This window comes from Cryobacterium sp. MP_M3, from assembly GCF_015752155.1.
GTDB lineage: Bacteria > Actinomycetota > Actinomycetes > Actinomycetales > Microbacteriaceae > Cryobacterium.
Genome location: NZ_JADOVI010000010.1, coordinates 64,756 through 78,563, shown reverse-complemented (window position 1 = coordinate 78,563; position 13,808 = coordinate 64,756). Strand labels below are relative to the sequence as shown.

The 13,808-nt window shown below is 67.1% G+C and carries 14 protein-coding genes and 1 tRNA gene; 6 read left to right on the top strand and 9 right to left on the bottom strand.

Going from position 1 to position 13,808, the window contains the following annotated elements; all coding sequences use genetic code 11:
* Positions 1-67 precede the first annotated feature (67 nt).
* Together IWX89_RS12455 and IWX89_RS12450 are read left to right on the top strand one after the other, a co-directional pair.
* On the top strand, positions 68-607 hold the full coding sequence (locus IWX89_RS12455; protein WP_196903875.1) for a peptidylprolyl isomerase: 540 nt from the start codon (positions 68-70) through the stop codon (positions 605-607).
* 156 nt (positions 608-763) lie between these two features.
* Positions 764-1,453 carry a rhomboid family intramembrane serine protease gene (locus tag IWX89_RS12450; protein ID WP_231383238.1) on the top strand — a complete coding sequence of 230 codons (690 nt, stop codon included), beginning with the start codon at positions 764-766 and terminating at the stop codon, positions 1,451-1,453.
* Positions 1,454-1,537: 84 nt separating this feature from the next.
* On the opposite strand, the gene IWX89_RS12445 is transcribed toward IWX89_RS12450, so the two are convergent.
* Entirely contained in the window at positions 1,538-1,783 is a 246-nt protein-coding gene (locus tag IWX89_RS12445) for a cell division protein CrgA (protein ID WP_134507597.1), read from the bottom strand.
* 83 nt (positions 1,784-1,866) lie between these two features.
* Between IWX89_RS12445 and IWX89_RS12440 the strand changes: the two genes are divergently transcribed.
* From IWX89_RS12440 to IWX89_RS12430, 3 genes are read left to right on the top strand one after another with little or no spacing between them, the layout of a single operon-like run.
* Positions 1,867-2,676 carry a class E sortase gene (locus tag IWX89_RS12440; RefSeq protein ID WP_196903873.1) on the top strand — a complete coding sequence of 270 codons (810 nt, stop codon included), beginning with the start codon at positions 1,867-1,869 and terminating at the stop codon, positions 2,674-2,676.
* An 8-nt stretch (positions 2,677-2,684) separates the two neighbouring features.
* Positions 2,685-2,846, top strand: a complete 162-nt coding sequence (locus tag IWX89_RS12435; protein WP_166788730.1) for a hypothetical protein — start codon at positions 2,685-2,687, stop codon at positions 2,844-2,846.
* Positions 2,843-3,481 (top strand): aminodeoxychorismate/anthranilate synthase component II, encoded by a 639-nt coding sequence (locus tag IWX89_RS12430; protein WP_196903872.1) that lies wholly within the window; start codon positions 2,843-2,845, stop codon positions 3,479-3,481. Before IWX89_RS12435 ends, IWX89_RS12430 begins: the two co-directional genes overlap by 4 nt.
* 37 nt (positions 3,482-3,518) lie before the next feature.
* Here IWX89_RS12430 and pknB read toward each other — a convergent pair whose 3' ends face one another.
* The 7 genes from pknB to IWX89_RS12395 form a co-directional block, all read right to left on the bottom strand.
* Complete coding sequence (pknB, locus tag IWX89_RS12425) at positions 3,519-5,216, bottom strand: Stk1 family PASTA domain-containing Ser/Thr kinase (protein WP_196903871.1); 1,698 nt, start codon at positions 5,214-5,216, stop codon at positions 3,519-3,521.
* Positions 5,217-5,291: 75 nt separating this feature from the next.
* Entirely contained in the window at positions 5,292-6,992 is a 1,701-nt protein-coding gene (locus IWX89_RS12420) for a protein kinase (protein ID WP_196903870.1), read from the bottom strand.
* Positions 6,989-8,440, bottom strand: coding sequence for a penicillin-binding protein 2 (locus IWX89_RS12415; RefSeq protein ID WP_196903869.1), 1,452 nt, complete (start codon positions 8,438-8,440; stop codon positions 6,989-6,991). The genes IWX89_RS12420 and IWX89_RS12415 overlap by 4 nt, the downstream gene beginning before the upstream one ends.
* The gene (locus tag IWX89_RS12410) at positions 8,441-9,853 is read right to left on the bottom strand and encodes an FtsW/RodA/SpoVE family cell cycle protein (protein WP_196903952.1); all 1,413 of its coding nucleotides are present in this window, start codon (positions 9,851-9,853) and stop codon (positions 8,441-8,443) included.
* Positions 9,837-11,066: a PP2C family serine/threonine-protein phosphatase gene (locus IWX89_RS12405; protein WP_196903868.1), complete on the bottom strand. Its 1,230-nt coding sequence runs from the start codon at positions 11,064-11,066 to the stop codon at positions 9,837-9,839. The genes IWX89_RS12410 and IWX89_RS12405 overlap by 17 nt, the downstream gene beginning before the upstream one ends.
* Before the next feature lie 4 nt (positions 11,067-11,070).
* On the bottom strand, positions 11,071-11,661 hold the full coding sequence (locus tag IWX89_RS12400; RefSeq protein ID WP_196903867.1) for an FHA domain-containing protein: 591 nt from the start codon (positions 11,659-11,661) through the stop codon (positions 11,071-11,073).
* Positions 11,658-12,407, bottom strand: a complete 750-nt coding sequence (locus tag IWX89_RS12395; protein ID WP_196903866.1) for a DUF3662 and FHA domain-containing protein — start codon at positions 12,405-12,407, stop codon at positions 11,658-11,660. The genes IWX89_RS12400 and IWX89_RS12395 overlap by 4 nt, the downstream gene beginning before the upstream one ends.
* Before the next feature lie 204 nt (positions 12,408-12,611).
* On the opposite strand from IWX89_RS12395, the gene IWX89_RS12390 reads away from it, so the two are divergent.
* Positions 12,612-12,695, top strand: a tRNA-Leu gene (locus tag IWX89_RS12390).
* Between the two features lie 151 nt (positions 12,696-12,846).
* Here IWX89_RS12390 and IWX89_RS12385 read toward each other — a convergent pair.
* Positions 12,847-13,713 (bottom strand): PhzF family phenazine biosynthesis protein, encoded by an 867-nt coding sequence (locus IWX89_RS12385; protein ID WP_196903865.1) that lies wholly within the window; start codon positions 13,711-13,713, stop codon positions 12,847-12,849.
* Positions 13,714-13,808 lie beyond the last annotated feature (95 nt).

Here is a 13,808-nt window from a genome sequence, read left to right as displayed (position 1 = left end):
GAGGGCTCTGGGTATCCCCTGTTGGGCAGTCAGATTGAGCTAATCCTGCTGTGCAAGAATTGTCTCCATGTCAAAGCACACTGCCGTCGCCACGCTCAATACCACCCTCGGGCCGATCAAGGTCAACCTCTTCGGCAATCACGCGCCGAAGACCGTCAAGAACTTCGTCGGTCTCGCGACCGGCGAGATCGAGTGGAAGCACCCCGCCACCGGTCAGGTTTCGAAGGCTCCCCTCTATGACGGGACCGTCTTCCACCGCATCATCAAGGACTTCATGATCCAGGCCGGCGACCCGCTCGGCCAGGGCACCGGCGGACCGGGCTACCAGTTCGACGATGAAATCAGCCCCGACCTCGACTTCACCCAGCCCTACGTGCTCGCCATGGCGAACGCGGGCATCCAGGGTGGCCGTGGCACCAATGGTTCGCAGTTCTTCATCACCGTTGTGCCGACCACCTGGCTCCAGGGCAAGCACACCATCTTCGGCGCAGTCGAAGACGAGGCCTCCCGTGCAATCGTCGAAAAGCTGGCCACGGTTCCCACCGACGGCCGTGACCGTCCCCTCACGGAGGTCGTCATCGAGAGCGTCACCGTCGAGCAGGTCTAGGCTCCATCACCCATGAGTGACCTGCCCGGTGCCGCCGCTAATTCCTGCTATCGGCATCCGGGCAGGCAGAGCTTCATACTCTGCCAACGCTGCGGCCGAACCATCTGCCCCGAATGCCAGACCCAGGCCGCGGTCGGCGTCATCTGTCCCGAATGCATGAAGGAGCAGCGAAAAAACGCCCCCCGCACCAAACCGGCCGTGCTGACCCGGCTCGGCGGAGCGGGCAGCCCCACAGTCACATACGGCATCATCGGCGTGACGTTCGCCGTTTACGTGCTTCAATTCCTGCTTGGTGACCGAGTCACGAGCTTCCTGCTCTATGCCGGCGCCTACTCCTACCCAACCAATTTCGAACCGTGGCGGATGCTCACCACCGCCCTCGTGCACGGCTCGATCCTGCACGTGGCGCTGAACATGTACACGCTGTGGATCTTCGGCCAGATCCTCGAGGGAATGCTGGGCCGTGGGCGTTACTTCGCTCTGTACATCCTCAGCGGCCTGGCAGGTTCCCTGGGCGTGCTCTTCCTGGCCGACCCGGGCATACCGGTGGTCGGAGCGTCCGGGGCCATCTTCGGCCTGATGGGGGCATTCCTCGTCATCCAGCGCCGCCTGGGCGGCAACTCGACCCAGCTGCTGGTCCTGATCGGCATCAACCTCGTGATCGGCTTCATCCCCGGGTTGGGCATCGCCTGGCAGGCTCACGTGGGCGGTTTGATCGGCGGAGCCATCATCGGCCTGATCTACGTGCAGACCCGGCGGATCAGGGACCAGCGGCTGCAAACCACGCTGATCGCCGCCTTCGGAGCACTCCTCGTGGTCCTCAGCTTCGCCAAATTCCTGGCCTAGGAGCCGAGTCCGAAGTTATCCACAGGTGTTTCCACATGGGGATAATTACACCGGTGTAATTGCCACCCCTGAATGGGGGGGTGGTCAGCGCCAGCGGGTCGTCATCAGGAAGCCGACGAAGGCGACCCCGAAGCCCACCAGAATGTTCCACGAACCGAGCGAGGCGACCGGAAGGGTGCCTTGGCTCACGTAGAACACGATGATCCAGGCCAGCCCGATCAGCATGAAGCCGAACATGACCGGTTTGAACCAGACGGCGTTGGGCGCTTCCTCGCCAGAGCGAACGACCTCGGTGCGGGCGGGCTTGGTGCGGGGATTCGTGCGTGCCATGCCTGCGATTCTAGCCTGTAAGCCCGATTCCGCTGGCAGGCGGTCCGTCGGCGGCCTTCCGCGCTCCGATTAGAATCGAGACCATGTCCGACCGAGCCGATCTGCCCGCCACGGAGGAGACCCGCCGCGGGCGACGGCGCCCACGCCCCCGCGGCCGGGCCAGCGTCGCCGGGGTCCTCGGCGAGTTGCTCATCACGGCGGGCGTCCTGGTGCTGCTCTTCCTCGGTTGGCAGCTGTGGTGGAACGACGCCGTCATGGCCGGATCCCAATCGAGCGCCGCGGCCGAGATCAGCCGGAACTGGATCGAGCAGGATCGGCTCGCCAGAGGCCACACGGCCGCGCCGGCGCCGGAGCCGACCGGGTACGGCGACCCGGTGGTCGCAGCGGCCCCAGGGCCAGCGGATGCCTTCGCCGTGCTCTACGTGCCGCGTTTCGGCGCCGACTACCACCGTTCGATCGCCGAGGGGGTCGGGCTGGACGTGCTCAACAGCCCGCAGCTCGGAATCGGGCACTACCCGGGAACCCAGATGCCCGGCGAGGTGGGCAACTTCGCCGTCGCCGCACACCGCAGCGCCAACGGCGGCGGCATGCACCTGATCCATCAGTTGCAGCTCGGCGATCCCATCTACGTACAGACCAGCGACGGTTTCTACACCTATCGATTCCGCGACCTCGAATACGTCTCCCCGGCCACCGTCGAGGTTCTCGACCCGGTGCCGCACCACCCGGACGCGTCCGCCGTGGACCGCATCATCACTCTGACGAGCTGCAACCCGTTCTACTCCACCGCCGAACGCATCATCGCCTACGGCGTGTTCGAGTCCTGGCAGCCCACCTCGGCCGGCGCACCGGCCGAACTCGCCACCATCATCGCCGCCCAGGCGCAGGGTTAGGAGACACCGTGTACGCAGCGCTCTGGCGGGTTCTCCCCGGTCCGGTCTGGCTTCGCATCCTCTTCGTGCTCGTCCTGCTGGCCGGCGTGCTCGTCATTCTCTCCACCTGGGTGTTCCCGTGGGTGGACTCGATCGTCAACAACCAGGAAGCCACGGTGGGAAGCCCATGACCCGCATACTCGTCATCGACAACTACGACAGTTTCGTCTACACCCTCAACGGGTACCTGATGGAGCTGAGGGCCGAGACGGTGGTCCTGCGCAACGACGCGTTCGCGGACGCTGACGCCGCCGCCCGGATCGCCGAGTTCGACGGTGTGCTGCTCTCGCCAGGCCCGGGCAAGCCCGCGGACGCCGGAGTATCGATCCCGATCGTGCGGGCGGCGCTGGAGTCCGGACTGCCCCTGTTCGGCGTCTGCCTCGGCCACCAGGCCATCGCGGAGGCCTTCGGTGCCACTGTGACCAACGCCGATGAGCTCATGCACGGCAAGACGAGCCTGATCACCCACGACGACAGCGCCTTCTATGAGGGTGTGCCGCAGCCGTTCACGGCCACCCGGTATCACTCGCTTGCCGTGGTCGACTCGACCGTGCCGGACGACCTCGTCGTGTCGTCACGCACCCAGGGTGGTGTGATCATGGGCCTGCGGCATGTCTCGGCTCCGATCCTCGGCGTGCAGTTCCACCCGGAATCCGTGCTTACCGAGGGCGGCTACCGGATGCTCGGAAACTGGCTGGCACTGGCCGGCCTGCCGGAGGCGAAAGAGACCGCCAAGGGGCTCACGCCGATGCTCAAGCTGAGCTGACCGCTCAGCCGACGGCCCTGGTGACGCGGGAGCCTGTTCAGCCGGCGCAGTAGGTCAGCGCGACCTCGGACTTCTGCGGAACGTCGCCGGCCGGCAAGGACTGTTTGGTCACGGGCGATCCTGGCTTCGAGGGGCAGCCGGGATCGGGGGTGGGCATCGGCACCAGCTGCACTTCGGCCCCGCCGAGCAGGTCGCTGGCCGCGACCAGGGACTGGCCCACGAGGTCGGGCAGGGTGACGAGTCCGCTCGACACGGTGAAGTTCACGGTGACGCCGGTCTTCTCCGGGCTCAGTGCCGGCGGATCGGTGCTGAGAACCAGGTTCGCCCCGATGCTCGGGGAGTTCTCCTGGGTGACCGAGCCTGGAACGAGGCCGAGGGCGGTGATGGCCGCCTGGGCATCCGCGATCGGCATGTTGGCGACATCCGGCACTTCGACCGGCTGGGCGCCCGTCGACACGTAGACCTTGATCACGTCGGTCGGCTGGGCGATCGTGCCTGCCGGCGGGTCGGTGCGGGTGACCCGGTCCTTGGGGACCGTGGCGCTGGGCTCCTGGGCCATCGTCGCCGCCAGGTCGAGGTCGAGCAGCTCGTTCTGCGCCTTGTCGTAGGTCTGGCCGGTGAGCGAGGGCACCTTGCGCGAGTTGTCGGGCAGGTCGCTGCTGGGAGTGAGGCTGAACGCCCAGATCATCACGGAGATGACGATGACGATGACGCTCAGGATGCCGGCCCACACCCAGATGACCGGGGGGCGCCGCTGGGTGCGCACCATGGTCTCGTCCTCGGAGAGCTGCTTGAGCGCGAGCTCGGAGCCGGACGCTGACGTGGGCGGGGCCCCGAACAGTCCGGCTCCGGACTCGTCGAGGGTGCGGCGCACGGGAATCTGGCCGGAGCCGGCGGTCTCGACGTCGTTGCGGAACTCCACCGCGCTCTGGTACCGGGCGAACCGGTCCTTGGCCAGGGCGTGGAGCACGACCGTGTCGAGCGCGGGAGACACCTTCGCGTTGATCGAGCTGGGCTTGACCGGGGTCTCGCTCACGTGCTGGTACGCGACGGCGACGGGACTGTCGCCGCGGAACGGAGCGCGCCCGGCGAGCATCTCGAAGAGGACGACGCCGGTGGAGTACAGGTCGGTGCGGGCATCCACCGACTCTCCCTTGGCCTGCTCAGGCGAGAAATACGATGCGGTTCCGAGGATCGCGGTCGTCTGCGCGACCGTCGTCGACGAGTCGGAGATGGCGCGGGCGATGCCGAAGTCCATCACCTTGACCTGGCCGGTCTTGGTGATCATGATGTTGCCCGGCTTGATGTCGCGGTGCACGACGCCGGCCCGGTGGGAGTACTCGAGGGCGGTCAGGACCCCGTCGATGATGCGAACGGCCTCGGCCGAGGCGAGCGGACCCTCGCGGATGATGTCTTTGAGCAGGCGGCCGTCGACGTATTCCATGACGATGAACGGGATCTGCGTTTCGCTGCCGCTCGAGTCGATGACCGTCTCTTCGCCGGCGTCGAAGACGCGGACGATGGTCGGGTGCGCCATCCGGGCTGCGGCCTGCGCCTCCTGGCGGAAACGGGTGCGGAACGCCGGGTCGGCGGCGAGCGACGACTTGAGCAGCTTGATGGCCACGGTGCGGCCGAGCCGGGAGTCGGTGCCGATGTGGACATCGGCCATGCCGCCACGCCCGATGAGTGCGCCCACGCGGTATCGACCAGCGAGCAGACGGCCTTCATCAGTCAAAGCATTACTCCCAGTTCGCGGACACAGATCCCAGCTATTTTACCGGAACACTCCCGGCACCGATGACGGCACCGATTACGGCACCGCGGTGACGGTGACGGCGGTCGACGACGGGGAGTACGGCGACGGGGTCCCTCCGCAGAGGTACCGGAACTTGACCGTGAACGTTCCGGATTCCGGCCCGGTGGTCACTGTCGCGGTGGTGGCGTCCGGCCCGACGGCGGCGGGCGAGACGGCGCCCTGGCCCTCGGCCAGCACCTCGTAGCCGGACAGGGCCTGCCCGCTCGGGCAGGACTGCGCGGTCCAGGTGACGGTCACGGGCTTGTTCTGAGCCGTGGCTGCCGGGGTTGCCGTGGGCGCGGTGGCGGGGGCGTCCGGGGTCACGGCGGGCGCGTAGACCTTGACCGTGATCTTCTCGCCCTTGCGCACCGGCCCGGTGGGGTTCACCGAGTAGACGGTGTCTGCGACCTCTTCGGGCTTCGTGGAGGCGTTGCCCGTCTGAACATCGACGACGAAGCCGAGTCCGGCGAGCTTGTCGCGGGCCTCGCTGCTCGTGAGCCCGACGTAGTCGGCCAGGGTCACCTCGACCGTGTTGCTGGTCGGGGTGGGTGTGGGCGTGGGTGTGGGCGTCGGCGTGGGCTTGGGCGTCGCCTTGGGCGTCGAGGACACCGAGGGGCTCGCCGCGGGGGTGGCACCCTGCTGGGTGAAGAGGGCGATCAGGGTTCCGGTGAGCACGATGGCGAGCAGGGCGATCAACGCGATCAGCGGCCAGGTCCACGGGCTGCGCTTCTTCGTGGCTGCCGCGGCGGCAGCTGCGGTCGAGGCGCGCGTGGCCGGAGTTCCGGTGGGCAGCACCGTCGTCGCGGCCATGGCGCCGGCGCCGGGCATGAGCATCGTGGCGGCGGTCGGTGTGACCCCGTTCATGATGGCAGGCACGGATGCCGCGGCGGCGGCGATGTCCCCGCGGCGCAGGGCAGCCGCGGCACGGGAGAGGTGCGCGGCCGAGGCCGGGCGGTCGGCGGGGTTCTTGGCCAGGCAGGAGATGACCAGGTTGCGCACCGGCTCTGACACCGTCTCCGGCAGGTCAGGTGCGGTCTCGTTGATCTGGGCCATCGCGATGGCGACCTGGGACTCACCCGTGAACGGGCGGCGGCCGGCGAGGCTCTCGTACGCGACGATCCCGAGGGAGTAGATGTCGGTGGTAGGCGAGGCGGAGCGACCGCTCGCTTGTTCTGGAGAGAGGTACTGCACGGTGCCCATGACCTGGCCGGTCGCCGTGAGCGGGACCTGGTCGGCGATGCGGGCGATTCCGAAGTCGGTGATCTTGACCCGGCCGTCGGGAGTGATCAGCAGGTTGCCCGGCTTGATGTCGCGGTGCACCAGTCCGGCGGCGTGCGCGGCGTGCAGCGCGGCCGCGGTCTGGGCGACGATGTCGAGCACTTTGTCGGTGGGCAGGACATGTTCGCGTTCGAGAATGGTCGACAGGGCCTCGCCCGGAACCAGCTCCATGACGAGGAACGCGCTGCCGTCTTCTTCTCCGTAGTCGAAGACGTTGGCGATGCCCTCATGGTTGACGAGGGCGGCGTGGCGGGCCTCAGCGCGGAAGCGCTCGAGGAAGCCCGGGTCACCGAGGTATTCGTCCTTGAGGATCTTGATGGCGACGGTGCGGCCGATCACGAGGTCGACGGACTGCCATACCTCTCCCATACCGCCAATGGCGATCCGGGATTGCAGCTCGTATCGTCCCCCGAAGGTGAGCCCTGCTGTGGGTCTCATTTATTCAGCACCGCCTCTAGTACCTGCTTTGCAATTGGTGCGGCAAGGAGATTGCCGTACCCCGTCTGGCCAAGTCCCCCGCCATCCTCGACGAGAACGGAGATTGCATATTTCGGATCCTCCGCGGGGGCGAATCCGGTAAACCACAAGGTGTAAGGATCATCGGCGGCATTCTCTGCCGTACCCGTTTTACCTGCCACGTTGACCCCATCTATTCTTGCATTGCTCGCGGCACCGTCCTGGACCCCATTCACCATCATCTGGGTGATTGTCGCGGCCGTTTCAGCGCTCATCACCCGTTTCATGGTGCGGGGCTCGAAGGACTGAAGCGGGCTCAGGTTCGGCGCAAGAATCTGGTCGATCAGATTCGGTGCCATTTCCACGCCACCGTTGGCGATCGTGGCCGAAACCATGGCCATCTGCAGCGGAGTGGCGCGCACGCTGGTCTGCCCGAACGCGGACAGGGCCAGTTGGGCGTCATCGAGTTCGAGTGGGTAGGCGCTCTGGGAGACGTTCAACGGAATCGAATAATCGGTGTTGAACCCGAACTTCTCGGCCGTGTCGCGGATGGCCTTGTCGCCGAGCTGGAGTCCCAGTTCGGCCATCGGGATGTTGCAGGACAGTCGCAGCGCCGTGGCGATGGTGACGGTGTCTCCGCCGCCGCAGGTTCCGCCGCCGGAGTTGATCACGATCGAGCTCGACCCCGGCAGCTGGAAGGTGCCCGGGTTCGGAAACGTGCTTTCCGGGGTGAACTTGCCGGATTCCAGGGCGGCGGTCACGACGACGAGCTTGAACACCGAACCGGGCGGGTTGAGCGCGTTGATCGCCCGGTCGATCAGCGGGTTTGCCTTGTCGCTCACCAGCGACTCGTAGCTGTCGGTGACCTTCTGGTTGTCGTGCACGGTGAGCAGGTTCGGGTCGTACCCGGGCTTGGAGACCATGGCGAGGATGCGGCCGGTCTTCGGCTCTGTCACGACCACGGACCCGGTGAGGTTACCCAGGGCATCCCAGGCGGCCTGTTGCGCCACGGGGTCGATAGTGACCTCCACCGAGGCGCCCTTGGCGTTCTGGCCGGTGATGAGTGAGTTGATCTTGTCGAAGAACTGCGCGTTGGACGTTCCGCTGAGCTCGCCGTTGAGTGCGTGCTCCAGCCCGGTCGGCGAACCATTGATCGGCATGAAGCCGGTGATGGGCGCGTAGAGCGGCCCGTTGCTGTAGGTGCGCTGGTACTTGTAGTCGTCGGCGACCGGCATCGACTGGGCGATCGGGTTGCCGGCCACGAGGATGGCCCCCCGTTCGACGGAGTAGCTGTCGTAGAGCGTGCGGGTGTTGCGGGCATCCGCGGTGAGGCTGTCGGCCTGGAACACCTGGATGATGGTGGTCGAGGTGAGGAGCGCGACGAACATGAGCATCACGACGATGCTCACGCGCTTGAGTTCGCGATTCACTTAAATCACCAGCCTGGGTTGGTTGCGCAGAGTGTCGGACAGGCGGAGCAGCAGGGCGGCGATGATCCAGTTCGCCACAAGCGACGAACCACCTGCCGCGAGGAATGGGGTGGTGAGCCCGGTCAGGGGGATCACCCGGGTGACGCCGCCGATCACGATGAAGCACTGGAGGGCGACGACGAAGGAGAGGCCGACGCCGAGCAGTTTGCCGAAGTCGTCGTTGCCGGCGAAGCCGATCCGGAAACCGCGGGCGACGAAGAGCAGGTACAGGGCCAGGATGGCGAACAGTCCGGCCAGGCCGAGTTCCTCGCCGAGGCTGGCGATGATGTAGTCGCTCTGCGGCACCGGCGTGATGTCCGGACGGCCCTGGCCGAGCCCGGTACCGATCAGGCCGCCCTTGGCGAGGCCGAAGAGGCCCTGGACCAGCTGGTAGCTGCCGCCGCTGGCCCCGTAGACATCCGGATTGAGCGCGTCCAGCCAGTTGGTGAACCGGCCGTTGACGTATTCGAGGGTCTGGCTGGCAATGATGGCGCCGCCGAGGAATAGCGTCATGCCGAGGAGCACCCAGCTGAGCCGGCCGGTGGCGAGGTAGAGCATGACCAGGAACAGGCCGAAGTAGAGCAGCGCGGTGCCGAGGTCGCGCTGGAAGATGATGACCGACATCGACAGCGCCCAGACCACCAGGATGGGGCCGAGGTCGCGCAGGCGCGGGAATCGCATGCCGAGGAAGCGCTTGCCGACCATCGACAGGCTGTCGCGGCCCTGCACCAGATAGCCGGCGAAGAACACGGCGAGGGCGATCTTGGCGATCTCGCCCGGCTGGAAGGTGGCGAACGAGCCGATCCCGATCCAGACCCGGGCGCCGCTGACTTCCCGGCCCAGGCCCGGCACCAGCGGCAGGAGCAGGAGGACGACGGCGACGAAACCGGCGACGTAGGTGTATCGGAACAGCACCCGGTGGTTGCGGATGATGAGCAGGACGGCGATCGCACAGGCGATGGCCAGGGCGCTCCACACGGTCTGGCGCACGGCGGAGCTGTCCCAGCCGGCGTCGCCGTTGGCGATGTCGATGCGGTAGATCATGGCGACGCCGATGCCGTTGAGCAGGGAGGCGATCGGCAGGATGAACGGGTCGGCGTCGCGGGCGACGAGACGCAGCACCACGTGCATGCACAGCACGAGCACCGACAGGCCCGCACCGAGGAGCACAAGGGTCGTGTCGACGTGGCCGAGGGCGCCGAGCTGCACGAGCACTACGGCGGCCGCGTTGATTCCGCAGGCGATGAGCAGCAGGAACAACTCGAGGTTGCGCAGCTTCTGCGGGAGATGGAGCCGGCGCACACGGACGGGCTTGGCGCCCTGCGGGCGCTGGGCGGCGGCCGTCGCCGTGCCGCGGCTATTTGAGGGTGGCATCATGGAGCCGTTCGACGATGAGTTTCGCGTCTTCCAGGGAGGTCGCGCTGATGGTTTGCTGCACCTGCTGGCGGTCGAACACCCGCAGCTCGGACACCTTCAGGCTGGTGTCCTCGTAGACCGACGACAGTGCGATCGGGCCGAGATCCTGCTGCACACCCTTGAAGATGGCGACGTTGCTGCCTTCGACCCCGACGAAGTAGCGAGTCTGGGTCCACTGGTAGCCGAGGATTGCGGCGCCGACGATGGCGATGACCAGCAGGATGATGCCCATCAGCCAGGTGATCTTGCGTCGGCGGGCGCGGCGCTCGTCTTCCTCGATGAGCTCGGAGAGGTAATCCTGCGAGTCAGGTTCGAAGTGGGTCTCCCGCACCGGGTGCAGGCGCAGGCTGGACATCCGCAGGGCGCGGCTCCGGCTGGGCTCCTCCCCGAAGGCGAGGGGGGCGGCGGCGGAGCCGACCACGGTGGGAACGTCGACCCGCTCGTCGGGGGAGCCGATGTCGACGACGACGATGGTCACGTTGTCCGGCGCTCCACCGTCAAGGCTCTCCTTGACCAGGCGGTCGGCCACGCCCTGCGCGTCGAGGCCGGTGGAGAGGGCCGCGGCGATGGCGGTGTTCGAGACCACCCCGCTCAGCCCGTCGGAGCAGATCAGCCAGCGGTCGCCGGGGAGGGTGGCCAGGATCGACGTGTCGATCTCCGGCGACGACTCCACGTCGCCGAGCACGCGCATGAGCACGGACCGGCGCGGATGCACCATGGCCTCCTGCTCGGTGATGCGGCCGCTGTCGACGAGACGCTGAACGAAGGTGTGGTCGACGGTGATCTGGGAGAGTTCGCCGTCGCGGAGCAGGTAGATGCGGGAGTCGCCGATGTGGGCGATCGCCACCTCGCCCTCGAGCACGACGAGGGCGCTGACGGTGGTGCCCATGCCGGTGAGCTCGGTGTGCTCGAACACGGTCTCGGCAAGCTGCGAGTTCGCGGCGATGAGGGCGGCTTGCAGGGCGAACTCGGCGTCCTGCGGGGATCGGTAGGGCTGGTCGGCCTCGATGATGCGCTTGGTGGCGATCGCCGAGGCGACGTCACCGCCCGCGTGCCCGCCCATTCCGTCGGCGACCATGAACAGCTGGCGGCCGGAATACCCGGAGTCCTGGTTGTTGGACCGAATCTTTCCAACGTGGGACGCGGCCGCGCTGTGACTGACTGTCGCCATGCAGCTACCGCCGAAGCTCGAAGCTGGTTGCGCCGATCTTGACGGGGGTGTCGAGGGGGACAGGCGTCGGCACCGCGAGGCGCGAGCCGTTCAGGAAGGTTCCGTTGGTCGAATCCAGGTCCTGGATCATCCACTCTTCGTTCCAGAGCATCAGCCGGGCGTGATGGGTGGAGGTGTAGTCGTCGCGGATGACCAGGCTCGAGTCGCCCGACCGGCCGATCGTGACCGAGTCGGAGGTGAGTGGGAACTCCGTGCCCGACTTCGGGCCGGACGTGATGACCAGGCGGGTCGCGTTCTTCGCGGTGGCCCGTTCCGGTCCGGAACGCGCAGGGGGAGCGGCCGGCCGGGCGGTCAGCTGCTCGGTCAGGGCCGTGGCAGACGCGGCGGCCGGAGGCAGGGTGGCGGCGGGAACCGGGGTCGGCACGGCGGCGAAGGCGACGGGCGGGGCGGATGCCGCGGCATCCTGCTGCTGTTTGCGCACCCGCTGGCCGAACAGGTCGCTCCGCAGCGCGTAGACGATGCCGAAGATGAACAGCCACAGCACCAGCAGGAAGCCGAGGCGCAGCACAAGCAGCGTTAACTCGCTGACGCTCATGCGGAGGGCCCCCAGAATCCGCCCATGTCGTGGCGTTCGGCGGGAGATTCGTGGCGGCGGTCGGCAATGGGCTCGCCGGCGGCGGCCTGGGCGATGACCCGGAAGACGATGCGGGTGCGACCGATGGTGACGACCGAGTCCGGTTCGAGGATGGCCTGTTTGACCGGGGACCCGTTGAGCTGGGAGCCGTTGGTGGAGCCGAGGTCACGCACCTGGGCGCGCGAGCCGTCCCAGAGGATCTCGACGTGGCGGCGGGAGGTGCCGGTGTCGTCGACGGTGATGTCGGCGTCGCTGCCGCGGCCGATGACGGTGTGGGACTTGGTGAGCGGGTAGCGCTTGCCGTTCACGTCGACCACGGGGGTCCAGGTGACGCTGCCCTTGATCGTGCTGGAGTCGATCTGCACCATGCCCTCGCTGAGGCCGCGGTCGTCGGACAGTGCGATCGAAACGCCGCCGGCGAACTGGTAACGCTGTTCGCGACCGTGCTGCTGCACCAGTTCGGTGAGCTCGTCGATGAGGGTCGGGCCGAGGTTGGTCATGCGCTGATAATCCGCGTGGCTCATCCGGACGACGAAGCGATTGGGCGCGAGGATGCGATCGCGGGACACGACCGCTGCTTTTGTGTCAAGCTCGCGACGCAGCGCGGAGGTGATCTCCACGGGCTGCAGCCCCGACCTGAAGGTCTTGGCGAATGCACCGTTGACGGCGCGCTCCAAGCCCTTTTCAAAGTTATCCAGAATGCCCACAGGTCTCCCGATCCGATCCTTTCGGCTATCTGCATGTTACTTGCCTGAAGTGTTAACTCGCCCGCCAGGCAATTGGGGGCACGGTTTGTCATCCTACGGGAGGGTGCAGAGATCACTCGTTTCTCCGGTCGAGTCGCGCGTTTGGCCTGCCGAGCCACCTCGAATGGCGCATGGCCCCCAGAAAGTGCTAATCTTCCTAAGTTCGCGCGAGTGGCGGAATTGGCAGACGCGCTGGCTTCAGGTGCCAGTGTTCGAAAGGACGTGGGGGTTCAAGTCCCCCCTCGCGCACAGCGGGTTGATTGCAGGACAGATCAGGTCTGTATGCAACGCCCAAGTCGGACAGGAAAGGCCCCCGGGAAACCGGGGGCCTTTTGTCATTCCCGGGGGCGGTGCCGGGATGTGGCGGTGGATCGTTCGCGCGATGCCCGCCTGCGGGCCCTCAGCCGATTGGCACAGCCGTCCCGGTCACTACGATGCCCCCGCTTCGGGGGATCTCGACCGCAAGCAAGCTGGGCCGGCCGACATGCTCCCCCTGGTGCACGAGCACCGTGCCGGGCAACTCGATCGACCTCGTTGCGCGGAGGTACCCGCCCAGCGACGCCGCCGCTGATCCGGTTGCGGGGTCCTCGGTCAGGGTGCCGACGGGAAACAGATTCCGAGCCGCGAAGTCGGTCGGCGTGGTGGCATGCAGGACGGAAACCGTGCCGCGCCAGCCCTGGGCATCCATCAGAGTGCGCATCGATCCCGGGTCGAACGTGAAGCCGTCGAAGACGGCGCGCTCGCGCAGAACCAGAATCGGATGCCAGTTGCCGGCAAACGCCGCCAGGAGCGGATAGCGCGGGTCCAGGTCGCCGCGATCGAGCCCGAGCAGGGAGAACAATTCGCCTTCGACTTCCGGCGCGAGGGGCGCCACCTCCGGCTCGACGCTCGTGAACCCCGCGACGATCCCACCGCCATCGGCCGAGGTCTCGATCGTGACCGGGCCGACGAGGGTCTCGAAGACGAACGTCCCCGCGCCCTCCCGCTCGGCGAGGGCGACCGCGGTGGCGATAGTGGCGTGACCGCAGAACGGCACCTCCGCGCCAGGGGAGAAGAAGCGGAGGCGGAGATGCCGCGAATCGCCGGCGATGTCCCGTTCGGTGACGAACGCGGTTTCGGCGTAACCGACCTCGGCAGCGACGCGCTGCATCGCCGGCGCGGCAAGCCCGCCGGCCTGCAGAACGATTCCCGCCGGATTGCCTCCGCCCGGTGTGGCGGCGAACGCGGCATACCGCAGCACGGCCGGTGGTGTCCCTTGCTCAGGCATAGCAGGTCCATTCCCTCTGGAACACGGCGCAGTCCTCTCCAGACGTGGACGATTTGCTCGGGAGAAATCCTACCGTCCGGCTCCCGCAGTGATTC